This window comes from Lentzea sp. (assembly GCF_036380075.1).
Classification (GTDB): domain Bacteria; phylum Actinomycetota; class Actinomycetes; order Mycobacteriales; family Pseudonocardiaceae; genus Lentzea.
The window spans coordinates 22,536-46,070 of sequence record NZ_DASVFL010000106.1 but is presented as its reverse complement, the minus strand read 5'-3'; the positions used below and the strand labels follow the sequence as shown (position 1 = coordinate 46,070).

Genomic DNA, 23,535 nt, shown 5'->3' with positions numbered 1-23,535 from the left:
CCATCCGTTCGCTCTATCCAGGCCATACGGGCGGGGTTGCGTCTCGGTTCAGAAACGAACCGAACCTCTTGCTGTCCCGAACGTCCGGGGGAGTCAGGTCATGCGGGAGGTGCAGGGTGGTCGTCGCTGGTCAGCTGGCAGGAGTGGCCGAACGGGTGCTGGGTTCGCCCCTGCCGATCGGGATTCGGGCGTGGGACGGAAGTGTGGCCGGGCCGCAGGACGGGACCGTGCTCGTCATCCGGTCGAGGGACGCGCTCCGGCGGCTCGTGTGGAGTCCGAACGAGCTGGGGCTCGCGCGCGCGTACGTGAGCGGTGAGCTCGACGTGGAAGGAGACCTCGCCGAGGGGTTGTCGCAGATCTGGGGGCTCGTGCGCCGCGGGGTGACCCGGCGGCCGAAGATCTCGGAGGTCGCGCGGCTCGCGTTGCGGTTGAAGGTGCTGGGGCCGAACCCGGACGCGCCCAAGGAAGAGGCGCGGCTGAGCGGGGCGCTGCACACCAAGAGTCGTGACCGTGATGCCATCTCGCACCACTACGACCTGAGCAACGACTTCTACCAGCTCGTTCTCGACCCGAGCATGGCGTACTCGTGCGCCTACTTCACGTCGGACGACGAGTCGCTGGAGCAGGCGCAGCACAACAAGCTCGACCTCGTGTGCCGCAAGCTCGACCTGCGGCCGGGGATGCGGCTGCTCGACGTCGGGTGCGGGTGGGGGTCGATGATCATCCACGCCGCGAAGCACTACGGCGTGCACGCGACCGGCGTGACGATCTCCGCCCAGCAGCGCGCGCACATCCTCGGGCGCATCGAGGCCGAAGGGCTGCAGGGGCGCGTCGAGGTGCGGTTGCAGGACTACCGCGAGGTGCGGGACGAGCCGTTCGACGCGATCTCCACGATCGAGATGGGCGAGCACGTCGGCGAGAGCAACTACCCCGAGTACGCCTCGACGCTGCACCGGCTGCTCAAGCCGGAGGGCCGGTTGCTGCTCCAGCAGATGTCGCGCGGCCGGAACGCGCCCGGCGGTGGTGCGTTCATCGAGTCGTACGTCGCGCCGGACATGCACATGCGGCCGGTCTCGCAGACGACGGGCTTCCTGGAGTCGGCCGGCCTGGAGATCCGGGACGTGCACGCGTTGCGCGAGCACTACGTCTGGACTGTGCGGGCGTGGGCCGACACCCTGGAGGAACGCTGGGACGAGGTCGTCGCCCTGGTCGGCGAGGGACAGGCGCGGGTGTGGCGGCTCTACCTCGCGGGTGGCGCGTTGACGTTCGAGGAGGGACGGATGGGCGTGGACCAGATCCTGGCCGTGCGCCGGAGCGAGAACGGGCGCAGCGGCATGCCCCGCGTGCGTCGTGAGCTGGTGGCCCGATGAGCTTTCTGGTCAGCTTCGTCGTCGTGGTCGCGCTGCTCAGCGGCCTGTTCCTGTACGCGGACGCGCGCAAGCGGTACGACCTGATCGACTCCGTGTGGGGTCCCGGGTTCGCGGTCATCGCCGTGGTCACGCTGCTTTTGGCGGACGGCGACCCGACCAGGAAGTGGCTCGTCGCGGCGCTGACGGTGATCTGGGGCGTGCGCCTGGGCGTGCACATCCACCTGCGCAACCGGACCAAGGACGAGGACCCGCGCTACCAGGACATCCTGAAGCGCGCCAAGGGAAACCCGCGCCTGCGGATGTACCGGGTCTACCTGACCCAGGCCGTGATCATGTGGGTCGTGTCGCTGCCGGTGCAGGCCGCCGGTCACCTCTCGGCCCCGTTCGGGGTGCTGGACTGGATCGGCGCCGTCCTGTGGGTGGTCGGCTTCACCTTCGAGGCCGTCGGCGACTGGCAGCTGTCGCGGTTCCGGGCGGACCCCGCGAACAAGGGCGCCGTCATAGACCGCGGGCTGTGGCGCTACACGAGGCACCCGAACTACTTCGGCGACGCCGTCGTGTGGTGGGGCCTGTACCTGTTCGCGGTGCACTCGTGGCTCGCCGCGCTCACCGTCGTCGGCCCGGTCGTCATGACGTTGCTGCTGGCGAAGGGCACCGGCAAGCCGTTGCTGGAGAAGGACATCGTGTCGCGCAGGCCCGGCTACGCCGACTACGTGCGGCGCACGAGCGGGTTCGTCCCGCTGCCGCCGAAGAAGCTCGTCGGCTGACCGCGCGTTCGGGTGTGCCGCCGGTGAGCTGAACCGGGCAAGGACGCGCACGTCACAGCGTCCGTTCGGCGGGCGCGGGCGGGTTAGTGTTGGTGTGTGGGCAACGACATCTCCTTCCCGCGCCAACACGCGCGCACCCAGCGGTTCACCGTCGGCGCACCGAGGACCTTCTCGGTGTCCGCGGACGGGGCACGTGTCTTCTTCCTGCGCCCGGCGACGGCCACGAGCCGTGCGAACGGGCTGTGGGAGCTGAACACGGCCACCGGTGTCGAGAGGCTGCTCGCCGATCCGGCGGCGCTGCTGACCGAGTCGGAGGACCTGCCGGCGGAGGAGAAGGCGCGCCGCGAGCGCACCCGCGAGTCCGGCGCCGGCCTGGTCGGGTACGCGCTGTCGGCGGACGCGAACGTCGCCTCGTTCGCGTTGTCCGGGCGGCTGTTCGTGGCCGACCTCGTCGGCGGTGCCGTGCGCGAGCTGCCGACCGACGGCGGCGTCATCGACCCGCGCGTCGACCCGACCGGTCAGCGCGTGGCCTACGTCACGCGCGGCACGTTGCGAGTCGTGGAGCTGGACTCCGGTGACGACCGCGCCGTCGCCGAACCGGACGGCGAGGACGTGACGTTCGGCCTCGCCGAGTTCATCGCGGCCGAGGAGATGTCGCGCTACCGCGGCTACTGGTGGGAGCCGGGCGGTCAGCGCCTGCTCGCCGCGCGCGTCGACAACGCCGAGGTGCAGCGCTGGTACATCGCCGACCCTGCCAACCCCGGCACGGTCGCCACCGAGATCGCCTACCCGTCCGCGGGCACGCCCAACGCCACCGTGTCGCTGCACGTCGTGTCGCTGGACGGCACCTTCGTGCCGGTGCTGCTGGAGTTCGACTACCTCAACGACGTGCACTGGTCGTCCGGTGGCGCCCCGCTCATCACCACGCAGACGCGTGACCAGCGCACCCGCACGATCTACTCGCTCGCGCCCGAGACCGGCGTCGTCACCGAGGTCGCCGTCGAGACCGACCCGACGTGGCTGGAGGTCACCGACGGCGCGCCGGCGTGGACCCCGGACGGCCGCCTCGTGCGGATCGTGGGCGAGGGCGACGAGTACGCGCTGAAGGTGGGCGACGACGTGCTCACCCGCGGCCTGCAGGTGCGCCGCGTGCTCCACATCGCCGACGACTCGATCCTCGTCGGCGCGTCGGAGGACGACCCGACGCAGACGCACGTCTACTCGGTCGGCACCCAGGTCGAGAAGCTGTCCACTGAGGACGGTGTGCACTCCGCCGTTCGGGGCGGTGACACGGTTGTGCTGCTTTCGGCCACTGTGGACAGGTACGGCACGAGGGTCGTCGTCGGCGACCACGTGGTCGAGTCGTACGCCGACACCCCGATGATCAAGGCGGCCCCGCGCCTGCTGACGCTGGGCGAGCGGTCGATCCGCGCCGCCCTGCTGCTGCCGTCCGGTCACGTGCCGGGCACCAAGCTGCCGGTGCTGATGGACCCGTACGGCGGCCCGCACGCGCAGCGGGTCGTGTCGGCGCAGAACATCTACCTGACCTCGCAGTGGCTGGCGGACCAGGGGTTCGCGGTGCTGGTCGTCGACGGCAGGGGCACCCCGGGCCGGGGTCTGGCCTGGGAGCGCGCGATCGCGTTCGACTTCGCCGGCGCCACCCTCGAGGACCAGGTCGACGCCCTCCAGGCCGCCGCGGCCGTCGAGCCGGACCTCGACCTCACGAGGGTCGCGATCCGCGGCTGGTCCTACGGCGGCTACCTGGCGGCGTTGGCCGTCCTGCGCCGCCCCGACGTCTTCCACGCGGGCATCGCGGGCGCCCCGGTCACCGACTGGCGCCTCTACGACACCCACTACACCGAGCGCTACCTGGGCGACCCCGCCGAGAAGCCCGAGGTGTACGACTCGAACTCGCTGATCGCCGACGCGGACAAGCTCGCCCGCCCGTTGATGATCATCCACGGCCTGGCCGACGACAACGTGGTGGCCGCGCACTCCCTGCGCCTGTCCAGCGCGCTGCTCGCCGCCGGCCGCCCCCACACCGTGCTGCCGCTCTCGGGCGTCACGCACATGACCCCGCAGGAACAGGTCGCCGAGAACCTGTTGCTGCTCCAGGTCGACTTCCTCAAGCAGTCGCTGGGCTGAGCCGGGAACCGGCTGAACGCGACAAGGGGCGCCTTCCCGGAGGAAGGCGCCCCTTGCTCGGTCAGAACCCGGCTCAGGCCAGCGACTGGCGCACCCGGTAGGGCGGGATGCTGTTGCCCAGCAACGCCAGGTCGTCGATCGACTCCGGCTGGTACCCGGCCGTCTTCAACCGCTCGACCATCAGCGCGGTCGGGTCCTCGACCACGTCCGCGCGGCCGAACAGGTACGCCCACTCGTGCTCGTCCGAGCCGTAGTACGCGACGGTGTCGAACACCTCGTTGAACCGCTGCCACGAGCGGATCAGCGTGGTGTTGCGCCACATGGTCTGGCAGCCGGACTGGTTCACGACGACACCGCCGGGACGCAGCAGCGCCTTGCACATGCGCAGGAAGTCCGCGCCGTACAGGCGGTTGTGCTGCGCTTCCTCCTCGCGCTCGTCGGGCAGGTCCACCAGCACGATGTCGTACTTCTCCGACGTCGTGCGGATGTACTCGAACCCGTCGATGTACTGGACTCGGATCGGGCCGTCACCCTTCTCGGCGGCGGCCAGCTCCTCCAGCGTGTAGCCGTACGGCAGGTGCTCGGCGCACAGCTTCACGGCCTGCTCGTCGATGTCGATGTGGTCGACCACCGACGCGCCGTGCTGCACGGCCATCTGGCACACGACACCCTCGGAAGAACCGATGACCAGCACGCGCTCGACGGTGTCGGCCAGCAGCAGCGCCGGCACCATCAGGGCCTCGTGGTAGGTCAGCTGGCTGAACTCCGTCGACTGCCGGTCGTTGTCGCAGAACAACGACAGTCCCTGGGCCGTGCGGGCGATCACCAGGTGCTGGAAGTCGGTCTTGGTGTCGACCAGCACCTCGTCCACGCGCCAGTGGCGGGTCATGCCCTCGGCGAGCGGCTCGTTGATCGTGTTCACGCGACATGCTCCTTGACGCCACGAGTGACGAGGTCCGTGCTCACGTGAGCGGCGCCCAGTGCGTCAGCGAGTAGCTGGACGGCCAGCGCGGGTTTCGCACGAGTACCGCAGGTGAACACGTCGACGAACACCGATCCCACTTCGGGATAGGTGTGGATCGACGCATGGGATTCCGACAGCAGGGCCAGCACGGTGACTCCTTGGGGATCGAACTTCTTGGAGATCACCTCCAGCACGGTTGCGTCGGCCTGCGTGAGAACCTCACCAAGGGCGTGCTTCAGGAACTGCTCGTCGTCGAGCAGATCGGCACTCACACCCGAGAGCTCTGCAAGTACGTGCTGTCCCGCGAACAAACCGACGGTCTCCTCGGTCTGACAGGGCGCTTCGGACATCAATCACTCCAAACTATGTGAATTGCGGACGAACTCAGACGCAGTACGTGGCCAGCGGCGGGAAGCCGTTGAAGCACACGGACGAATAGGAGGAGGTGTAGGCGCCGGCGTGGAGGATGTCCACGTGGTCGCCCGCCCTCAGGTCGAGCGGCAGGTCGTAGCGCGTGTGCTGGTAGATCACGTCGTCCGCGTCGCACGTCGGACCGGCCAGCACGATCGGGCCCGTCTCGCCGCCGTCGCGCGACGTGCGCAGCCGGTACGCGATCGCCTCGCCCTCGGTCTCGGCGAGGCCTTGGTAGCGGCCGATGTCGATGTACACCCACCGACGTTCGTCCGAATAGGACTTCCGCGACACGAGCACGACGGACGAGCGGATCATCCCGGCCTCCGCGGAGATCGCGCGGCCCGGTTCGATCATCACCCGCGGGCGCACGGCACCGAAGTGCCGCGCGATCGAGGCGTCGATGGCGGAGGCGAAAGCGTCGAGCGGGGGAGTGGAAGCCTGGTACACGGCGGGAAGGCCGCCGCCGAGGTTCACCGTCGTGGTCTCGATGCCCTCCGCGCGCAGCTTCGCCGCGATCAGGGCCGCGTCCGCGATGCCGGAGTCCCAGCCCTCCACGGACAGTTGTTGCGAGCCCGCGTGGAACGCGACACCGAGAGGAACGAGGCCCAGCGAGTGGGCCAGCCGCAAGAGATCCGTCGCCATCTCCGGATCGCAACCGAACTTGTTGCCGAACGGGTACGTGGAACCCTTGCTGTGGACAAGAATCCGCACGAGCACGGACGAACCGGGCGCGTGCTCGGCGACGAACCGGACGTCCTGCTCGCTGTCGGACACGAACATCCGCACGCCGCGCGAGTGCGCGTAGGCGATGTCGGCGGCCTTCTTGATGGGGTTGCTGTAGGAGATCGACGACGGCGCGGCACCGCGGGCCAGGCACAGGTCGATCTCCGCGGGCGATGCCACGTCGAAGTGCGAACCCTGTTCGGCCAGCGTGCCGACCACGTCGGACTCGGGGTTGGACTTGACGGCGTAGAAGATGTCGACGGACGGCATCGCGGCGCGAATTGCCTGGTAGCGCGCGCGAATCGTCTCGAGGTCGATCACCAGACACGGTGTCGACGGGTTCTCCTGGTCCAGGAAACGCCGAATACGAGCCTCTGCCTCGGTGCGCCGGTCGACGGCGAAGCTCTCGGTCATTTCCCCAGGGGTCCCCCTTCATCCGCCTCGCGTTCCGCACGCGGGCACGGCCGTCCACTCTACGGCCTCGACACCGCAAACGCGCAATCCCGTGGGGCCGAGTGTGATTTAACCGGCAGATCGCAGCTCGATCACCGTGATGTCCGGAGGCGCGCCCACGCGCACCGGCGGACCCCAGAAACCCGCGCCACGACTGACGTACAGCCACGTGTCGTCCACCTTCGACAGCCCCGCGACGCTGGGTTGCTGCACCGGCACGACGAAGTTGAACGGCACCATCTGGCCGCCGTGCGTATGACCGGACAACTGGAGGCCGACACCGCGTGAAGACGCGTCGGCCACCTGCACGGGCTGGTGCGCCAGCAGAACGACCGGGTTGTCCCGGTTCCGCCCGGCGAACGCGCGGTCGAAGTCCGGCCCGTCGCCGTACGACTTGCCCGTGACGTCGTTCACGCCGACGAGCTCGATGCCGCCCGCGACCGTCAACCCCTCGTTGCGCAACGGGTTCACGCCGAGCCGGTCGAGCTCCGCGATCCACTGCTCGTGCCCGGAGAAGTACTCGTGGTTGCCGGTCACGAAGAAGCTGCCGTGCTCGGACACCAGGTCCCGCAACGGGGACGCGGCCTCACCCAGCTCGGCGACGGTGCCGTCGACCAGGTCGCCGACGATCGCGACGAGGTCGGCCTCCTGCTCGTTGATCATCCGCACGATCCGCTCGGTGTGCGAGCGCCCCAGCAGCGGCCCGAGGTGGATGTCGCTCACGACCGCGATCCGGAAACCGGACAGCGACGTCCGCAGCTTGTCCAGCGTCACCGGGACGTTGAGCAGCTTCGGGTCGCCCAGCGCCTGCGTCATGCCGTAGCCGACCACGCCGCCCGCCGCGACGCCCGAGCCGATCGCGACCGACCGCGCGATGAACAGCCGGCGGGACGGGTCCGGCACGACCTCGACCGGTTCGACCGGGTCGGGACCGGCGCCGACGGGCACGGGCGCGGCCGTGGCGCGCCTGAGCAGGACCCGGCGCGGAATCTCCGCGATGCCCAGCGCGATGGCCAGGTAGAACAGCACGGCCAGCCACACGAACCCCGGCCAGGCGACGAACTTGGCCTGCTCCGGCGACACGCTGCGCGACACGACCAGAGCGCTCGTCAGCACCAGGAACGCCGCGATGATCGCCACGGTGCCGATGCGCCGTCCTGCCGTGCGCGGCCGCGTCGTGTCCACGACCAGCCGCCGCCACAGGTACAGATGGCCCAGCGCGACCGGGACACCGAGGAGCAAGAAGAAAATCACGACACCAGTATGCGATTCGGAAGTGCGTGCAACCCGCCAGGCCCCTGGTGGCGTGACTAACGCGGCACCGCAGAAGGGGGATACCTGATGAGTGATCGGGACGCCGCGTTCCAGGAGTACTTCGCGGCACGTTCCGACGTCATGCGCGGCACGGCATACCTGCTGTGCGGCGACTGGCATCGCGCGGAGGACCTCGTGCAGCAGGCCTTCACCAAGCTGTACCTGGCTTGGCGCAGGATCGAGCGGCACGAGGCGCTGGACGCCTACACCAGGCAGGTCCTGGTGAGGACGTTCCTGTCCGAGCGGCGGCGCGGCTGGTTCAGGTTCGAGTCGGCCACGGACGACGTCACCGACTCGGCCGCTCCGCCAGGGGTCCACCCGGAGGAACGGATGGTGTTGCTGGAGGCGCTGGCGAAGGTGCCTCCGAAGCAGCGTGCGTGCCTCGTCCTGCGGTACTGGGAGGACATGTCCGTCGAGCAGACGGCCGCCGTCCTCAGGTGTTCGGAAGGAACAGTCAAGAGCCAGGCCGCGCGGGGGCTGCAGACGCTGCGCGGCCTGCTCTCACAGCAGGAGAGGGTTCGATGAACGAACAGGACCTCAAGAACGCTTTTCAGGACGTGGTGGTGGCGAGCAGCCCGCCGCCCCCGATGGATCCGGGCGCCGCGCTCGGCAGGGCGCACAGGGCCCGGTCGCAGCGGCGGGCGTCCATCACCGGCGCGGCGGTGGCGGTGCTCGTGGTCGGCGTCGGCCTCGGGTCGGCGTTCACGACCGATCCCGGTGGGACGCGGGAGCTGGGCATGGGCGCGGGCCCGAGCAGCAGCGCCGGCACCGGCGGGTGGCCGGACGGGCAGACCGACCGCACGGCGACCAACGGGTCGCAGGCGGACCGCGCCACGCAGCTGCTGGAGCTGGTGAAGGCGTCCGTGCCGGCGGGGTTCGACACGCCGGTCCTGGACTACAAGGACCCGGCCATGCACGGCGGCATGCTCCGCGCCCAGGCCCAGGTCGTCTCCGACCAGGGCGAGACGCCGGAGGTCTGGGAGTACACGGCGTACGTGCCGGTGCGCAGGGGTGACGGGGTCGGCCGGTTGACGGTGCGCGTCTCCACGCCGGACGCGCAGGGCCCGGCCGACGCGTGTGCGCTGGTCGCACTGGCCAAGGACGGCTCCCTCGGCTCCGGCTGCAAGACCTACGACATCGGGGGGAAGCAGGTCGGGACGGCGGCCGCCTCGGGCGTCGGGCCCGCGAGCACCTGGGCGTCCTACCGGGCGGCCAACGGCTGGGCCGTGACGGTCCAGCAGGAGGAGGAGTACGCCCACAGCGGGTACCCGTCGCTGGGCGCGCAGCCGTTCTTCACGCCGGACCTCGCGGCGCTGGCGGCTGATCCGAAGTTCCTGCTGGGCGGCTGAGCCCGGTCAGCACACCGAGGGCGGTCACTTCCGTGACCGCCCTCTCCCGTTCGTCCTGTCGGGTGTTTTGCCAGGTAGAGTGCCGTCCGCAATGCGGACTCTGCTCATCGACAACTACGACTCGTTCACGTTCAACCTCTTCCAGCACCTGGCCGAGGTGAACGGCGCCGAGCCCGTGGTCGTCCACAACGACGACCCGCGCTTCCGGCTTGCCTCGCTGCGGTCGTTCGACAACGTGGTGATCTCGCCGGGCCCCGGCCGGCCGGGCAACCCCGCCGACTTCGGCCTCTGCCGCGCGGTGGTCGACCACGCCGAGATCCCGTTGCTGGGCGTGTGCCTCGGTCACCAGGGGCTGTGCCTGTCCTACGGCGCCGTCGTCGGACCCGCGCCCGTGCCGCGCCACGGCATCGTCTCGCCGGTCACCCACACGGGCGTCGACGTGTTCGCCGGGCTGCCGTCGCCGTTCGACGTCGTGCGGTACCACTCGCTGGCCGTCACCGGCCTGCCCCCGTCCCTGGAACCGATCGCGTGGAGCGACGACTCCGTCCTGATGGGTGTGCGCGCCCTCGACAGGCCCGCCTGGGGTGTGCAGTTCCACCCCGAGTCGATCTGCACCGCGTTCGGCCGCGAGATGCTCGCGAACTTCGGCGCGCTGACCCCCACCCGGACGGCCGCCGTGCCGGAGCCGGTGCTGGTTCGCCCCGAGTCCCAGAAGCGCCCTGTGCACGTGCGGAAGCTGAACCTCGCGGTCGATGCCGAACAGGCGTTCGCCGCGCTGCACGGGGCTTCTGGGACCGCGTTCTGGTTGGACAGCGGCACCCGCGGGCGGTTCTCGTTCCTGGGCGACGCCTCCGGTCCCCTGGCGCGCGTCGCGCAGTACTCGGTGCCGGACGAGGAGCTCACGCTCGACGGCGTGCGCTCACCGTGCCCGTCCTTCTTCTCCTGGCTGGACGACGACCTCCGGTCGTGGGCGGTGGACCAGCCCGACGTGCCGTTCGACTTCGCCCTGGGATGGGTCGGCTACCTCGGCTACGAGCTCAAAGCCGAGTGCGGCGGCGACTTCGCCCACCGCGCCGAACAACCCGACGCGTCGTTCGTGTTCGCGGACCGCGCGGTGGTCGTCGACCACGACGACGAATGCGTCTATTTGATGTCGTTGAGCGACGACTCCTGGTTCGACCACGTTTCGGCCGTTCTCGCCGACCTGAGCCCATTGGCCGAACCCTCACGTCCGGTCGCCACCGGGGTGACGCTGCGGCACCCCCGCGCGCACTACCTGAAGCTGATCAGCGCCTGCCAGGAAGCGATCACCGCGGGGGAGACCTACGAGGCGTGCTTGACGAACATGATGTCGTGGCGTGCCCAGATCGACCCGTGGGACACTTATCGGCTGCTTCGCGCCGCAAATCCCGTTCCGTTCGGGGCGTTGCTGCGTTTCGGTGACCTGACCGTGCTCAGCACGTCACCCGAACGATTTATCCGCGTGGACCGAGAGGGACTCGTGGAGTCGTCGCCGATCAAGGGAACACGCCCCCGCGGCACGGATGCGGCGCACGACGAGATGTTGCGCACAACGTTGGCGCGTTCGGTCAAGGACCGCGCCGAGAACCTGATGATCGTGGACCTCGTCCGCAACGATCTCGGCACCAGCGCACAAGTCGGTTCCGTCGAGGTGACGCGGTTGTTCGACGTCGAGACCTATGCGACCGTGCACCAATTGGTGAGCACCGTCCGAGCACGACTTCGCCCGGACAGTTCTGCAGTGCGATGTGTTCGAGCCGCGTTTCCCGGCGGATCGATGACCGGCGCGCCGAAGATCCGGACCATGCAGATCCTCGACGGGTTGGAAGCCGGTCCACGCGGGGTGTACTCGGGAGCGCTCGGTTACTTCTCGCTCAACGGAGCAGCCGACTTCAGCATCGTCATCCGAACCCTCGTCGCGAACGGCGACCAGGTCAGTTTCGGAGTCGGCGGAGCCGTCATCTCGCTGTCCGACGCCGACGAGGAATTCGAGGAGACAGCGGTCAAGGCCACAGCGGTGACACGCCTGTTCGGAGCGGACTTTCCCGGACGTTGATCCCACGTTCCGGGGATGGTGTGAACGAACCGGGAAGTGAAGATCCCCGGCGGATTACACGCCGGCCGGCGACCCGGCCGACGTGTGGAAACCTCGCGTGTTCGCGCAGGTCAGGAGGCGTGCGCTTCCTGGAACTGCACAACCAGGTTCTGCGGAATGCGGCCGCGGTCCGAGATCTGGTGCCCCTGCGCGCGAGCCCAGTCGCGAATGCGCTGCGCCTCAGCCTTGTCGGTGGCCTTCACCGTGGACTTGCCGGTGCCCTTGCGCTGCTTGCGGCCACCCGCACGACGGGCCTTGGCGACGAAGTCCGCCAGCGACTCGCGAAGCCGCTCCGCATTTCCCTTCGACAGGTCGATGGCGTACTCGACACCGTCAAGCGCGAAGGTCACGGTCTCGTCGGCTTCTCCGCCGTCGAGGTCGTCGATGAGTTGGACGACGGTCTGCTGTGCCACTGTTCCTCCGTTGGGTACTCACATAGCACGCGGATCCTCGACGTAACCACGTGCTCCGGCAACACCATAGTCCACATCAGGAAAAACGGCGAACCTTTCGCCGCTAAAATGTGACCCCAACCGCCCGGTCGGGTCATTTACCCGGTAAACCTCACAGGTGTTATGGGTCCAAAATGAGGTGCTACTCGTCTCACTTCGGACAGGATGCTGGGCTTGCTGGACGCCTCGGCATTCCCGCTGACGGAGCAGCGTCACGCATAACGCACCCCCATCCGTGCAGGTATCCTCGGCATACCCGCCACGGGTAGGGAAGGTCAGGAGCCGATGCACGGGTACACCGCGGACAAGGACGCATACCTCAAGCGACTGCGCCGCATCGAGGGACAGATCCGCGGCCTCCAGCGCATGGTCGAGAACGACGAATACTGCATCGACGTCCTCACCCAGATCAGCGCCGCCACGAAGGCACTCCAGGCCGTGTCGCTCGGGTTGCTCGACGAGCACCTCAAGCATTGTGTGGCACAGGCCGCCGCCGAAGGAGGCCCCGTCGCCGAGGAGAAGCTCGCGGAAGCCTCCGCGGCCATCGGCAGGCTCGTCAAGTCCTAGGGGTCCCGCGAGAAACTCCCTCGCCAGATCCGCTAGAGTTCACCCCGCTACGCCCCCGTAGCCCAATCGGCAGAGGCAGCGGACTCAAAATCCGTCCAGTGTGCGTTCGAGTCGCACCGGGGGCACGACCTTCGGGCGAGGTATGTCTGCGGAAAGCGCAGACCGTACCTCGCCCGTGGTGTTTTCTGGGGGCCGAGCCCCCAGACCCCAGCCGGGGCGCTGCGCCCCCGGACCCCCGCCTGGGTCTTCGCTTCGCTCGACCCATCCCTCGCGCGCCCCATTCCACATTGGAATGGGAAATGTCTGTTGCTGCTCGGGTGGGGTGGGTGCGACGCTTCCGGCGTATTGATGTTCGCGGGTTGTCGGGGGGCTTCGCGCGGAGCTTGGGGGCTTCAGTTGGCTGGTCTGTTCGGAGTGCGCCGGTTCTGTGCGCGGGTGTTGGTCGTTGTCCCGGTCTTGGCGGTGGTTTTGGTTCCGGAGGCGGCTGCTGCTCCGGAGGCGCCTTCCTTCAGTTCTTCCGTTTACCGGACGTCCGGGTGTGCGCCTGAGGGGTGCGGCGGGGTCGGGGTCGAGGACACGTTCCTGTTCTCCAGTTCCCCCGATGTCGTCTCCTACCGGTGGGGGTTCACCGATCCGCCCTCGATGACGGTCGCGGCCGGTGTGCCGGTGCGGTGGGCGCCGGAGTCGGGCGGTCCCAGGTCGCTCTTCGTCGAAGCCGTGGACGCGCAAGGGGTGCGCACGCGCAGCAAGTTCGACTTCCACGTCGCCTCTCCTGCGCCTGCCGTGGGGTACTGGCTCGCCGGCGACGACCCCGCCTTCGACGGCACCGGCAACGGGCACGACCTCCTGATGACCGGGCTCGACACCGCTCGCGCCGGTCGCACGGTGGCGGGACAGCACGCCGTCGGGTTCGACGGTGTGGTGTCCAGCGGTGCCACGACGGCGCAGGTCCTCGACACCGGTCGGGCGTTCTCGGTCTCGTCGTGGGTTCAGCTGACCGACGACACGGTGGACCGGACCGCCGTGAGCCAGCAGGGTTCTGCGGAGTCGGCGTTCCGGCTCGGGTTCGACGCGGCCACCCACAGGTGGGAGTTCGCGCTGGCCGAGAGCGATGCTGTCGGTGCCGTGCAGGAGGTGGCGCAGTCCGATACCCCTGCCGCTGTGGGGGTGTGGACCCATCTCACCGGTGTCTACGACGGTCGTGAGGTGCGGCTGTACGTCGACGGCGTACTGCAGAGCGCGACCGCGTCGGTGGACGGCGGGTTCGACGCCGGTGGTGAGCTGTGGATCGGCAAGGCGCTGCGTGGTTCCGCGTCCGCCGAGCCGTGGCACGGTGCCCTGGTCGAGATGAACGCGTGGAACCGCGCGATCACGCCGCAGGAAGTTCGGGGGATGGTCGACCCCGGAACGGTGTCCGAGGTCGGGCAGTGGATGTTCAACGAAGGCCTCGGAAGGATCGCCCTGGACAGCTCGCCGTACGGGCGCGATCTCCGCGTCGACCTGACCGGCGGTGGCGCCAGGTGGGCCGGGAGCCCCCTGGGTGGCCACTCCCTGGAGTTCAACGGCACCAACGGTGTTGCTCTCACCGGTGAGCCCGTGCTGTACACCGACCAGTCGTTCACGGTGGACGTGTGGGCCGAGGTTGGTGCGGTCGGGGTGCCGGGGGCGGTGGTCGGCCAGCGCGGGGCGGCGGGGGTGGACCCGTTCACGTTGCGGTACGACGGGGTGCGGTGGAGCGCCGAGATGCCGGACGCCGCGGTGAGCCCGGCGACTGTGTGGCAGGCCAAGGCCGATGCGGTCGCTGGGCAGTGGACGCACCTCGTGGCGACCTACAACGCGAGTGCGCGCACGCTCACGTTGACGGTCGGCTACCAGGACAGCCCTGACGTGGTGACGAGCGTTGTTTCCAGCGTGGTCGGCTGGAACTCCGACGGGGTGCTGTCGGTGGGGCGGTCGTTCCACGGCGGCGTCGACGAGCTGAAGGTGTTGCAGACCGCGATGGCTTTCTAGGGTTTCGTTGTGGCACCGCGCGATGGCGTGCCTGCTGTGAGCTGATCTGCCCACAGCAGAGAAAGCAGCGCGCGGCACGGGCGCACCGGCATCGTCGGTGCCATGACGAACAACGAGAAGCTCTTCAGCCCAGGGCTGCGAGAACGGTTCTTCGGTCAGCGGGTGCTGATTCTCGACGGCGGCCTCGACGACGACAACGGCACGGTGCTCGCGACCCAGATGCTGTCGCTGGCGAGCGAGGACCCGCGGCAGGACATCGCGCTGTGGATCCACTCGCCCGGTGGATCGGTGCCCGCGATGCTCGCCATCCGCGACGTGATGCGGCTCGTGCCGTGCGACGTGGCGACGCTGGCGCTCGGACTCGCCTGCAGCGCCGGGCAGTTCCTGTTGTCGGCCGGCACGAAGGGCAAGCGGTTCGCGTTGCCGCACGCGCGGATCCTGATGCACCAGGGGAGTGCGGGCATCGGTGGCTCGGCGGTCGAGGTCGAGGTGCAGGCGGACGACCTGCGCTACACGCGGGACACCGTGCTCGGCCTGATCTCCGAGGACACCGGTCAGCCCTTCGACCGCGTCTTCACGGACTCGTTGCACGACAGGTGGTTCACCACCGCGCAGGCGCTCGAGTACGGGTTCATCGACCACGTCGTCAGCGATCTCGGGCAGGTCGTGCCCGTGCGCACGCACCAGCTGGGACTGCACTCGGGAGCTGTCGCATGAGCACCTACACGATTCCCAACGTCATCACGCGGGACGCGCGCGGTGAGCGGGTCATGGACGTCTACTCCCACCTCCTCTCCGAACGGATCGTCTACCTCGGCACCGGCATCGACTCCGGCGTCGCCAACGCGTTGATCGCCCAGCTGCTGCACCTGGAGGCGGACAACCCGGAGCTGGAGATCAACCTCTACATCAACTGCGAGGGCGGCGACCCCGCGGCGATGCTCGCGCTCTACGACACCATGCGCTACATCGAGGCGCCGGTGGCGACCACGTGCGTCGGGCAGGCCGTCGCGGCCGGGGCCGTGCTGCTGGCCGCGGGGGCCGAAGGACGCCGGGCCGTGCTACCCCACGCCAGGGTCGTGCTCCACCAGCCCGCGGCGCAGGGCCGCGGCACGATCCCGGACCTCATCCTCGCGGCGGACGAGGTGGTCCGGGTGCGCACGCAGCTCGAGGACATCCTGTCGAGGCACACCGGCCGGGGCGTGGAGCAGCTGCGCCACGACACCGACCGGGACCGCGTGTTCGACGCGCCCGGCGCCGTCGAGTACGGGCTCGTCGACCGGGTGCTCGAACGACGACGTTAGGCCGCCATGAGCACGGGGCCCGAGGGACGACCGGTGGGGCGCGAGGTGTGGAAGTGGCCGTTGCCGCGTAAAGGCACCGCATAACCGTGGCGCACCAGGCCGGCGATGCCGATCAGCAGGTCGGCCAGGTCGACGCCCAGCGCCCCGGCGACCGCGGCGATCATCTCGCTCGACGGCTCCTTGCGGCCGCGCTCGATCTCGGACAGGTACTGCACCGAGATGCCCGCGCGGTCGGCCACGTCGACGAGGCGCTCGCCCAGTTCCTCCCTCGTCTCGCGCAGCTTGCGGCCCAGGGCCTCACGCCACAACGGTTCGGGAGTGCGCTTGAAGTCCAGGATCTCCGCCATGCCGACCATCGTGACAGCACCGCGACAGAGCAAAAGGGGCGTTCTGCTGTCAGCAGAACGCCCCTCCGGCCACGACGGTCACACCAGCTGTTCGGCCTTCTCGGCCCTCTTGCGGCGCAACCGCAGCACGAAAGCCGTCACCAGGATCACGACGAGCACGGTGTACGCCACCGCCGCGAACGGGCTGGTCACCAGCGCGCTCGGCGAGCCCTCGCTGATCTGCAGCGTGCGCCGGACCTGCTCCTCGGCCATCGGCCCGAGGATCAGGCCGACCACCAGCGGCGCGACCGGGTAGCCGTGCCGCCGCATGAAGAAGCCGATCACACCGATCACCAGCAGCACGATCAGGTCGTCCACGACGAAGTTCACCGCGTAGGTGCCCAGCGCCGCGAACAGCAGGATGCCCGCGTAGAGGTACGGCCGGGGGATCTGCAGCACCTTCACCCAGATCTTGACCAGCGGCAGGTTCAGCACGAGCAGCATCAGGTTGCCGATGTACAGCGACGCGATCAGCGCCCACACCATCGCCGAGTTGTTGGTGAACAGCAACGGACCCGGCTGGATGCCGTAGCTCTGGAACGCCGCCACGATCACCGCGGCCGTCGCCGTCGTCGGCAGGCCGAGCGTCAGCAGCGGCACCAGCACACCCGCCGCCGCCGCGTTGTTGGCCGCCTCGGGTCCCGCCACGCCCTCGATCGCGCCCTTGCCGAACTCCTCCGGCCGCTTGGAGAGCTTCTTCTCCGCCGCGTACGACAGGAACGTCGACACGTCCGCGCCACCGGCCGGCACGGTGCCGATCGGGAAGCCGATGAACGTGCCGCGCAGCCACGGCTTCCACGAGCGCTTCCAGAACTCGCCCGTCATCCACTTGCCGCCCACGGGGATGACCTCGATCGGCCCGTGCCGCAGCCGCGACGCCACGTACAGCGCCTCGCCGACGGCGAACACGCCGACCGCCACCACGACCACGTCGACGCCGTCGGCCAGCGTCGGCACCCCGAGGGTGAAGCGCTGCTGACCCGACAGCGTGTCGGTGCCGATGAGCCCGATGAACAGACCCAGCCCCAGCGCGGCCAGGCCGCGCAGCGGGGACGACCCGAGCAGCGCCGCCACCGTCGTGAACGCCACGACCATCAGCGCCACGTAGTCGGCGGGGCCGAGCTGCACAGCGACGTCCGCGATGGTCGGCGCGAGCAACGTGAGCAGGATCGTCGCGATCGTGCCCGCCACGAAGGACCCGATGGCGGCCGTCGCGAGGGCGGCTGCCCCACGTCCGGCCTTGGCCATCTTGTTGCCTTCGAGAGCGGTCACGATCGACGCTGACTCGCCGGGGGTGTTGAGGAGGATCGAGGTCGTCGAACCGCCGTACATCCCGCCGTAGTAGATGCCCGCGAAGATGATCAACGCGGCCGTCGGGTCCAGCGTGTAGGTCAGCGGCAGCAGCAACGCCACCGTCATCGCCGGCCCGATGCCCGGCAGCACGCCCACCGCGGTGCCGAGCGTCACGCCCAGCAGTGCGTAGAGCAGGTACTCGGGTTGCGCGGCGGTCGCGAAACCCTCCAGGAGCGCGGTGACGCTATCCATCGAGGAACGGCACCCCTTCGAGAATCCCGGCGGGCAGCGACAGGCCCAGTCCGGACGCGAAAACCACCTGCACGACGAGCGCGAGCACGATCGCGATCGGCAGCGCGCGCCACCAGGTCGCTCCCAGCGTCCACGCCGCGCCGAAGAACAACAGCGCCGCGGCGACCGGCCAGCCGACCAGGTCGATCAGCACGAGGTGCGCCACGAGCACGGCCACGAGCTTGCCGATCGTCATCCAGTCGGTCTGCACCGACTCGTCGACGTCCTCGGCGTCCTCGGCCTGGCCCAGCTTGCCCCTGGCCGTGGCGACGATCGCCAGGATGCCGGTGACCACGAGCAGAACTCCCACGGCGTAAGGAAAAGCGCGTGGTCCTACGGCGTTGTCGTCGCGCGCGGCGATCGTGGTCGCGTCGACCAGGGTGAAGACCCCGATCGCCGCGACCAGACCGCCGAACGCGTACTCCTCGACCTTTGCAGCAATCACTTGACGAGCCCGATGTCCTGCAGTGCGGGCTTGACGCGGCCGATCTCCTTGAACATGAAGGTCGAGAACTCGGTGCCGGTCAGGAACGTGTCCGTCCAGCCCTTCTTCTTGAGCTCTTCCTTCCACTGGTCGCTCGCGTGCATGTCGGTGACCAGCTTGGTCAGCCGCAGCTTGGCGTCGGCCGAGATGGAGGCCGGTGCGACGACGCCGCGCCAGTTGATGAGCTCGACGCCGAGGTCCTTGAACGTCGGCGCGTTCACGTCCGGGTTCGGGTTGGGGCCCGAGGTGCCGAGCGCCCGCAGCTTGCCGGCCTTGATCTGCTCCTTGTACTCGCCGACGCCCGAGATGCCCGCGTCGACCTTCTTGCCCAGAAGTGCAGCCAGCGACTCGCCGCCGCCGGAGTACGGCACGTAGTTGAGCTTGGCCGTGTCGATGTTCTTCGCCTTGAGCAGCAGGCCGGCGAGGATGTGGTCGGTGCCGCCGGCCGAGCCGCCGGTGATCGACACCCCCTTGCCCTTCTCGTTGACGGCGTTGAGCAGGTCGTCGATCGTCTTGTGCGGCGAGTCGGCCGGGACCACGACGACCTCGTCCTCGGCGGTGAGCCGGGCGATCGGGGTGGTCTCCTCGAGCCGAGCCTTCGACGCGTTGGTCTCCACCGCGCCGACCATGACCAGGCCGGTGATCATCAGGAACGACTCGGAGCGCTCCGAGGTCAGCTTCTGGAGCCCGACCGTGCCGCCGGCGCCACCGACGTTGCTGACCTGGACCGAGTTGGCGAGTTTGGCACCGCTGACCGCCGCCTGCATCGCCCGCGCGGTCTGGTCCCAGCCGCCACCGGGGTCGGCGGGCGCCATGATCTCCAGCTTGGCGATGGTGGAGTCACCGCCGGCGCTCTTGGCCGACTGGCCACACCCCGCGAGCACCAGTCCGACAGCGGCGAGCGCCACTGCTCGTCTCCAGCCCCTACCCATCGAGAAACTCCTAGTTTCGTCGCGAACGTTGGGCGGGGACGCTAGGTAACCGCTGCGCCACACGTAAGTGTTCGGTCGTAAGTTCCGTATTGGTCGTTTAGTTCGTGACATGATTCACAGCCGATGCGACAGAATTCCACTCATGTTTCGGCGGTCGGTGTCGTTTGGGGCCTTGCTACTGGCGTTGCAGGTGGTCATCGTGCTGATGACGACTTGTGCCGCCGGGCTGCTCGCGGCCAAACTCCAGAGCGACCGGATCCGGGAGTCCTACAAGGACAGGATGCTGTCGGTCGCGGAAAGCGTGGCGCAGTTACCCACTGTGATCGACGCCTTCGGTTCGAATGACCCGACCGTGACGATCCAGCCGCTGGCCGAGGTGATCCGGAAGGCGTCCAACGTGACGTACGTGGTCGTCACCGACCGTAACGGCGTGCGCTACGCCCACCCCGACCCGAGCCGGATCGGCGAGCGCGTCTCGACCGACCCGAGCGTCGCGCTGTCCGGCGAGATCTTCGTCGGGACGGAGACCGGCACGCTCGGCACGTCGCTGCGGGCCAAGGTGCCGGTGCGGTCGCGCGACGGGCAGATCCTGGGCATCGCGTCGGTCGGCATCCTGGAGAGCGAGCTGTCCGACGACCTCGCGGAGGACCTGCCGGAGCTGATCGGGTGGCTGGCCGCGGCCGCGCTCGTCGGCGTCCTCGGCGCCGCGCTGGTCACCCGGCACTTCCGGCGCCGCACCTTCCGGCTCGAACCGGCCGAGATCGCCCAGCTGCTGGAGACCCGCCACGCGATGCTGCACGGCATCCGCGAAGGGGTCGTCGCCCTGGACGACAAGGAGAAGCTCGCCCTCGTCAACGACGAGGCGAAGCGCCTGCTGGGCCTGGACGAGGACCCGAGCGGGCGGCCGGCGGCGGAGGTCCTCGACGACGGCCTGCTGGAGCTGGCCCGCGGCGACGACGACGTGGCCGACCGGCTCGTCCTCGCGGGAGAACGGGTCCTGGTCGCGAACCGCACCACCGCGAAGACGCACGACCGCGCCGTCGGTGTCGTGCTGACGTTGCGCGACCGCACCGAGCTGCACGACGCGTTGCGGGAGCTCGACGGCCAGCGCACCGTTACGGAGGTGCTGCGGGCGCAGGCCCACGAGTTCTCCAACCACCTGCACGTCATCGGCGGTCTGCTGGACCTCGACCGCAGCGCGGACGCCGTCGCCTACATAGAACGGGTCGGTGGCGCGGGTTCGGTCACGGCCGAGATCATCGACGGTGCGAACGCGGATCCGGCGCTCGCGGCGTTGCTGCTCGCCAAGTCGTCGACCGCGCACGAACGGGGAGTGCGGCTGAGGCTCGACCCGGACAGCACCGTCGACACCCGCGCGGGCGACGACGCGCTGACGGTGCTGGGGAACCTGGTGGACAACGCGGTGGACGCGGTCGAGACGGGAGGCACGGTGCGCGTGCTGGTCCGCTCGTCGTCCAGCGGGGTGCGCGTGGTCGTGGACGACGATGGCCCCGGGGTGGCGGAGTCGCAACGCGGCCGCATCTTCGACCTGGGCGTCAGCTCGAAGGACGCCGAGGGCGCGCACGGCAGGGGAATTGGACTCGCATTGGTGTCGAGGGTGGTGACCCGGCGCAGCGGCCGGGTGGCGATCAGCGACTCGGAGCTCGGCGGCGCGTCGTTCGACGTGTGGCTGCCGGAAACGGGGAACCGATGAGCGTGCGAACGCTCGTGGTCGATGACGACTTCGCCGTGGCCGCGATCCACCGCGGCTTCCTGGAGGCGATGCCCGAGTTCGAGGTGGTGGGCGAGGCGCACCGCGGCGGGGAGGCGTTGCGGGCGGTCGACGCCCTGCGGCCCGACCTGGTGCTGCTCGACATCCACCTGCCCGACATGTCGGGGCTCGAGGTGCTGTCGCGGCTGCGCGCCCGCTCCGGGACGCCCGTCGACGTCATCGCGGTCACCGCGGCACGGGAGCGCGAGACCGTGCGGCAGGCCATGTCCCGCGGCGTGGACAACTACCTCGTGAAGCCGTTCACGCGCACGGCGTTCCTCGACCGCATGCGGGAGTACCTGGCCCAGCGCATCGAGGTGCAGAGGTTGGGACAGGTCCTGGACCAGGACGAGGTCGACCAGCTGATGCACCACCGGCCGCGCACGGCGGCCATGCCCAAGGGCCTGTCCGCCGTGACGCTGCGGCTGGTGATCGACGCGTTGAAGGACTGCGAGAGCGACCTCTCGGCCCAGGAGGTCGGCGCCAGGGCCGGGCTGTCCCGCGTGAGCGCGCGCCGCTACCTGGAACACCTGGTGACGATCGGGAAAGCCGAAGTGCAGCCGCGGTACGGCATGGCGAACCGCCCGGCGCACGGTTACCGGCTGACCTGAGCGTCCCAGTCAATGCGGTAGTTCTGGTCCCTCGTGAACGCACGGCGCCCGACCGTCTTCATCACGAGCGGCATGAGCAGCCGCGTGACGGGACCGATGCCGCGCTTGTTGCTGTTGGTCCGTGCCGCGCGCTTGGCGATGCCCTCGACGCGGGGACGGCGCAGACGTTCGTAGGTGGCGAAAGCCGTGGGGACGTCACGGATGTCGCGCAGGCACCGGGCCAGTTGCACGGCCGACTCCGCCGCCAGTGAGGCACCCTGGCCGGAGCTCGCGCTCGGCGCGTGGGCGGAGTCGCCGACGAGCACCATCCGGTCGCGGTGCCAGCGCGGGACGCTCGGCATGATCTCCAGCGGGCCGGCGCCGATCACGTCCCGGCTGTGCGCCAGCAGCTGCTTCGCCGGCATGTCGTCGCCATAGGCGGCGCGCAGTCGTTCGAGCCAGGTGGCGGCCGGGACGGCGTCGATCTCGGCCGCCGTCATCGGTTCGGGGACCGCGAGGTTGTTGAACCACGCGACGGTGCCGTCCGGCTGGGCCCAGTAGCCGAGGAACGAGCTGCCGAAGACGAAGTACATCGTCTCCGGCTCGGCCCGCACGCCGCTGCCCTCGGCGAACGAGCCGAACCCCAGCAGGCCCACGTACTCGGGGCCGGGAGCGGCGGAGTCGATGATCGAGCGGACCGTCGAGCGGATGCCGTCCGCGCCGACCAGCACGTCGCCGGACTCGGTGCTGCCGTCGGAGAACAACGCGGTGACGCCGTCCTCGCGCGTCTGCACGTCCACGAGCCGTTTGCCGTGCTCGACCTTGACCCGGTTCGTCGTCGCGAGATCCCTCAGGCGGCGGTAGAGGTCGGCCCGCCACACCACGCGGCTCGGCTCGCCCTCGACGGCGCCCAGCACGTGGCCCTGCCCGTCCGCCATCACCATGCGCCGGACGGGTTCGCCGAAGTCCTCGGCCAGGCCGACGATCCGCAACGCCGCCAACCCGTTCGGCGCCACGCTGAGGATGCCGCCGACGCCGTCCGCCGTGGCGTCGTACGCCTCGAACACGACCGACTCGATGCCGGCCTTCCGCAACGCGAGCGCCGTGACCGGCCCCGCTATGCCGCCCCCGATGACCAACGCCTTCACTGTTCCCTCCCGAAGTGGTGCCGCCACAACCGCTGGTACTCGTCCTTCGCCAGTTCCCCCGTGAGCCTCTGGACGAGGCGCAGTTCCGCCTCCAGCAAGGAGATCCGGTACTCCTCCTCGACGAGGAAGATCCACTCGACGCCCTCGTCGCCGGCCTTGGCGACGATCGCGCGGGTGTCGTCGAGGTCCTTCGTCAGCACGCCGGCACGCGCGTGGAGCAGGTCCACGGTCTCGGCCGGGTCCAGCACCGCGATGAGTGACAGCGCCACGCCGAACTGCGGGTACTCGTGCGCCGGGTCGCGGACGAGCTCGCGCAGCCAGTCGTAGAGCTCGCTCCGCCCGGCGTCGGTGAGCGCGTAGATCGTGCGCTCGGGCCGTTCGGTGTCCTTGACGGTCTCCTGCTCGGCGACGAACCCGGCCTTCCGCAGCTGCTCGACGACCATGTAGAGCGAGCCGCGGTTGAACTTGATGTTGCGGTCCTTGCCGTTGTCCTTGAGCTGTTTGCCCAGCTCGTACGGGTGCATCGGCCGCATCACGAGATACGCCAGCACCGCCAGCGCCAGTGGGTTCGACACCTTGCGCCGCATGTGGTCCTCCATTGGTTGAAGTCAACTATCCGACTCTAACTAGTTGATGTCAACTAATCTGCCGATGTCTGCGGGGTTAACTCTTCTGGGCTTCGAGCGTTTCCG

General features: G+C 69.3%; 23 protein-coding genes and 1 tRNA gene. 13 read left to right on the top strand and 11 right to left on the bottom strand.

Annotation, left to right across the window (positions count from 1 at the left end; all coding sequences use genetic code 11):
- Positions 1 to 116 precede the first annotated feature (116 nt).
- The 3 genes from VF330_RS13415 to VF330_RS13405 all read left to right on the top strand — a co-directional run bounded on the left by VF330_RS13415 (position 117) and on the right by VF330_RS13405 (position 4,282).
- Positions 117 to 1,370, top strand: coding sequence for a cyclopropane-fatty-acyl-phospholipid synthase family protein (locus VF330_RS13415; RefSeq protein WP_330851889.1), 1,254 nt, complete (start codon positions 117 to 119; stop codon positions 1,368 to 1,370).
- The gene (locus tag VF330_RS13410; RefSeq protein WP_330851888.1) at positions 1,367 to 2,137 is read left to right on the top strand and encodes a DUF1295 domain-containing protein; all 771 of its coding nucleotides are present in this window, start codon (positions 1,367 to 1,369) and stop codon (positions 2,135 to 2,137) included. Before VF330_RS13415 ends, VF330_RS13410 begins: the two co-directional genes overlap by 4 nt.
- Before the next feature lie 96 nt (positions 2,138 to 2,233).
- Positions 2,234 to 4,282, top strand: coding sequence for a S9 family peptidase (locus tag VF330_RS13405; RefSeq protein ID WP_330851887.1), 2,049 nt, complete (start codon positions 2,234 to 2,236; stop codon positions 4,280 to 4,282).
- A 73-nt stretch (positions 4,283 to 4,355) separates the two neighbouring features.
- Here VF330_RS13405 and VF330_RS13400 read toward each other — a convergent pair whose 3' ends face one another.
- The 4 genes from VF330_RS13400 to VF330_RS13385 all read right to left on the bottom strand — a co-directional run bounded on the left by VF330_RS13400 (position 4,356) and on the right by VF330_RS13385 (position 8,090).
- Entirely contained in the window at positions 4,356 to 5,171 is an 816-nt protein-coding gene (locus VF330_RS13400; protein WP_330851904.1) for a spermidine synthase, read from the bottom strand.
- Positions 5,172 to 5,200: 29 nt separating this feature from the next.
- Positions 5,201 to 5,596, bottom strand: a complete 396-nt coding sequence (gene speD, locus VF330_RS13395; RefSeq protein WP_030476957.1) for an adenosylmethionine decarboxylase — start codon at positions 5,594 to 5,596, stop codon at positions 5,201 to 5,203.
- A 34-nt stretch (positions 5,597 to 5,630) separates the two neighbouring features.
- A complete protein-coding gene (locus VF330_RS13390) occupies positions 5,631 to 6,797 on the bottom strand; it encodes a type III PLP-dependent enzyme (protein WP_330851886.1) in 1,167 nt (388 codons plus the stop codon).
- Between the two features lie 108 nt (positions 6,798 to 6,905).
- Positions 6,906 to 8,090, bottom strand: coding sequence for a metallophosphoesterase (locus VF330_RS13385; protein WP_330851885.1), 1,185 nt, complete (start codon positions 8,088 to 8,090; stop codon positions 6,906 to 6,908).
- Positions 8,091 to 8,177: 87 nt separating this feature from the next.
- On the opposite strand from VF330_RS13385, the gene VF330_RS13380 reads away from it, so the two are divergent.
- From VF330_RS13380 to pabB, 3 genes are all read left to right on the top strand, one after another.
- A complete protein-coding gene (locus tag VF330_RS13380) occupies positions 8,178 to 8,675 on the top strand; it encodes a SigE family RNA polymerase sigma factor (protein WP_330851884.1) in 498 nt (165 codons plus the stop codon).
- On the top strand, positions 8,672 to 9,499 hold the full coding sequence (locus tag VF330_RS13375) for a hypothetical protein (protein WP_330851883.1): 828 nt from the start codon (positions 8,672 to 8,674) through the stop codon (positions 9,497 to 9,499). Before VF330_RS13380 ends, VF330_RS13375 begins: the two co-directional genes overlap by 4 nt.
- A 91-nt stretch (positions 9,500 to 9,590) precedes the next feature.
- Positions 9,591 to 11,576 (top strand): aminodeoxychorismate synthase component I, encoded by a 1,986-nt coding sequence (gene pabB, locus VF330_RS13370; RefSeq protein WP_330851882.1) that lies wholly within the window; start codon positions 9,591 to 9,593, stop codon positions 11,574 to 11,576.
- Positions 11,577 to 11,686: 110 nt separating this feature from the next.
- Here pabB and VF330_RS13365 read toward each other — a convergent pair whose 3' ends face one another.
- Positions 11,687 to 12,028: a histone-like nucleoid-structuring protein Lsr2 gene (locus tag VF330_RS13365; protein ID WP_053737894.1), complete on the bottom strand. Its 342-nt coding sequence runs from the start codon at positions 12,026 to 12,028 to the stop codon at positions 11,687 to 11,689.
- A 324-nt stretch (positions 12,029 to 12,352) separates the two neighbouring features.
- Here VF330_RS13365 and VF330_RS13360 point away from each other — a divergent pair, with 324 nt between their 5' ends.
- The 5 genes from VF330_RS13360 (at position 12,353) to VF330_RS13340 (ending at position 15,948) form a co-directional block, all read left to right on the top strand.
- Positions 12,353 to 12,634 (top strand): metal-sensitive transcriptional regulator, encoded by a 282-nt coding sequence (locus VF330_RS13360; RefSeq protein ID WP_030466675.1) that lies wholly within the window; start codon positions 12,353 to 12,355, stop codon positions 12,632 to 12,634.
- A gap of 51 nt (positions 12,635 to 12,685) precedes the next feature.
- Positions 12,686 to 12,759, top strand: a tRNA-Leu gene (locus tag VF330_RS13355).
- A gap of 517 nt (positions 12,760 to 13,276) precedes the next feature.
- Positions 13,277 to 14,644, top strand: coding sequence for a LamG domain-containing protein (locus tag VF330_RS13350; protein WP_330851881.1), 1,368 nt, complete (start codon positions 13,277 to 13,279; stop codon positions 14,642 to 14,644).
- A gap of 102 nt (positions 14,645 to 14,746) precedes the next feature.
- Positions 14,747 to 15,361, top strand: coding sequence for an ATP-dependent Clp protease proteolytic subunit (locus VF330_RS13345; RefSeq protein WP_330851880.1), 615 nt, complete (start codon positions 14,747 to 14,749; stop codon positions 15,359 to 15,361).
- The gene (locus VF330_RS13340) at positions 15,358 to 15,948 is read left to right on the top strand and encodes a ClpP family protease (RefSeq protein WP_330851879.1); all 591 of its coding nucleotides are present in this window, start codon (positions 15,358 to 15,360) and stop codon (positions 15,946 to 15,948) included. Before VF330_RS13345 ends, VF330_RS13340 begins: the two co-directional genes overlap by 4 nt.
- Here VF330_RS13340 and VF330_RS13335 read toward each other — a convergent pair.
- The 4 genes from VF330_RS13335 to VF330_RS13320 all read right to left on the bottom strand — a co-directional run bounded on the left by VF330_RS13335 (position 15,945) and on the right by VF330_RS13320 (position 19,334).
- Positions 15,945 to 16,295 (bottom strand): helix-turn-helix transcriptional regulator, encoded by a 351-nt coding sequence (locus VF330_RS13335; RefSeq protein WP_330851878.1) that lies wholly within the window; start codon positions 16,293 to 16,295, stop codon positions 15,945 to 15,947. The two genes, VF330_RS13340 and VF330_RS13335, sit on opposite strands and share 4 nt — an antisense overlap.
- A 78-nt stretch (positions 16,296 to 16,373) precedes the next feature.
- Positions 16,374 to 17,879: a tripartite tricarboxylate transporter permease gene (locus VF330_RS13330; RefSeq protein WP_330851877.1), complete on the bottom strand. Its 1,506-nt coding sequence runs from the start codon at positions 17,877 to 17,879 to the stop codon at positions 16,374 to 16,376.
- A complete protein-coding gene (locus VF330_RS13325) occupies positions 17,872 to 18,363 on the bottom strand; it encodes a tripartite tricarboxylate transporter TctB family protein (protein ID WP_330851876.1) in 492 nt (163 codons plus the stop codon). Before VF330_RS13325 ends, VF330_RS13330 begins: the two co-directional genes overlap by 8 nt.
- Entirely contained in the window at positions 18,360 to 19,334 is a 975-nt protein-coding gene (locus VF330_RS13320) for a Bug family tripartite tricarboxylate transporter substrate binding protein (RefSeq protein ID WP_330851875.1), read from the bottom strand. Before VF330_RS13320 ends, VF330_RS13325 begins: the two co-directional genes overlap by 4 nt.
- A 205-nt stretch (positions 19,335 to 19,539) precedes the next feature.
- Here VF330_RS13320 and VF330_RS13315 point away from each other — a divergent pair, with 205 nt between their 5' ends.
- Positions 19,540 to 21,048: a sensor histidine kinase gene (locus VF330_RS13315; protein WP_330851903.1), complete on the top strand. Its 1,509-nt coding sequence runs from the start codon at positions 19,540 to 19,542 to the stop codon at positions 21,046 to 21,048.
- Complete coding sequence (locus VF330_RS13310) at positions 21,045 to 21,716, top strand: response regulator (RefSeq protein WP_330851874.1); 672 nt, start codon at positions 21,045 to 21,047, stop codon at positions 21,714 to 21,716. The genes VF330_RS13315 and VF330_RS13310 overlap by 4 nt, the downstream gene beginning before the upstream one ends.
- Here VF330_RS13310 and VF330_RS13305 read toward each other — a convergent pair.
- Both VF330_RS13305 and VF330_RS13300 read right to left on the bottom strand, forming a co-directional pair.
- Positions 21,701 to 22,843 (bottom strand): NAD(P)/FAD-dependent oxidoreductase, encoded by a 1,143-nt coding sequence (locus tag VF330_RS13305; protein ID WP_330851873.1) that lies wholly within the window; start codon positions 22,841 to 22,843, stop codon positions 21,701 to 21,703. The two genes, VF330_RS13310 and VF330_RS13305, sit on opposite strands and share 16 nt — an antisense overlap.
- Positions 22,840 to 23,430, bottom strand: a complete 591-nt coding sequence (locus tag VF330_RS13300; protein WP_330851872.1) for a PadR family transcriptional regulator — start codon at positions 23,428 to 23,430, stop codon at positions 22,840 to 22,842. Before VF330_RS13300 ends, VF330_RS13305 begins: the two co-directional genes overlap by 4 nt.
- Positions 23,431 to 23,535: the final 105 nt, after the last annotated feature.

Excerpts from the sequence above, each read along its gene's own strand:
- VF330_RS13400 (WP_330851904.1), bottom strand. The coding sequence starts at position 5,171 with ATGACCCGCCACTGGCGCGTGGACGAGGTGCTGGTCGACACCAAGACC.
- VF330_RS13335 (WP_330851878.1), bottom strand. The coding sequence starts at position 16,295 with ATGGCGGAGATCCTGGACTTCAAGCGCACTCCCGAACCGTTGTGGCGT.
- VF330_RS13345 (WP_330851880.1), top strand. The coding sequence starts at position 14,747 with ATGACGAACAACGAGAAGCTCTTCAGCCCAGGGCTGCGAGAACGGTTC.
- VF330_RS13350 (WP_330851881.1), top strand. The coding sequence starts at position 13,277 with ATGACGGTCGCGGCCGGTGTGCCGGTGCGGTGGGCGCCGGAGTCGGGC.
- VF330_RS13410 (WP_330851888.1), top strand. The coding sequence starts at position 1,367 with ATGAGCTTTCTGGTCAGCTTCGTCGTCGTGGTCGCGCTGCTCAGCGGC.
- speD (WP_030476957.1), bottom strand. The coding sequence starts at position 5,596 with ATGTCCGAAGCGCCCTGTCAGACCGAGGAGACCGTCGGTTTGTTCGCG.
- VF330_RS13330 (WP_330851877.1), bottom strand. The coding sequence starts at position 17,879 with ATGGATAGCGTCACCGCGCTCCTGGAGGGTTTCGCGACCGCCGCGCAA.
- VF330_RS13375 (WP_330851883.1), top strand. The coding sequence starts at position 8,672 with ATGAACGAACAGGACCTCAAGAACGCTTTTCAGGACGTGGTGGTGGCG.
- VF330_RS13380 (WP_330851884.1), top strand. The coding sequence starts at position 8,178 with ATGAGTGATCGGGACGCCGCGTTCCAGGAGTACTTCGCGGCACGTTCC.
- VF330_RS13390 (WP_330851886.1), bottom strand. The coding sequence starts at position 6,797 with ATGACCGAGAGCTTCGCCGTCGACCGGCGCACCGAGGCAGAGGCTCGT.
- VF330_RS13315 (WP_330851903.1), top strand. The coding sequence starts at position 19,540 with ATGACGACTTGTGCCGCCGGGCTGCTCGCGGCCAAACTCCAGAGCGAC.
- VF330_RS13300 (WP_330851872.1), bottom strand. The coding sequence starts at position 23,430 with ATGCGGCGCAAGGTGTCGAACCCACTGGCGCTGGCGGTGCTGGCGTAT.
- VF330_RS13340 (WP_330851879.1), top strand. The coding sequence starts at position 15,358 with ATGAGCACCTACACGATTCCCAACGTCATCACGCGGGACGCGCGCGGT.
- VF330_RS13360 (WP_030466675.1), top strand. The coding sequence starts at position 12,353 with ATGCACGGGTACACCGCGGACAAGGACGCATACCTCAAGCGACTGCGC.
- VF330_RS13310 (WP_330851874.1), top strand. The coding sequence starts at position 21,045 with ATGAGCGTGCGAACGCTCGTGGTCGATGACGACTTCGCCGTGGCCGCG.
- VF330_RS13320 (WP_330851875.1), bottom strand. The coding sequence starts at position 19,334 with ATGGGTAGGGGCTGGAGACGAGCAGTGGCGCTCGCCGCTGTCGGACTG.
- pabB (WP_330851882.1), top strand. The coding sequence starts at position 9,591 with ATGCGGACTCTGCTCATCGACAACTACGACTCGTTCACGTTCAACCTC.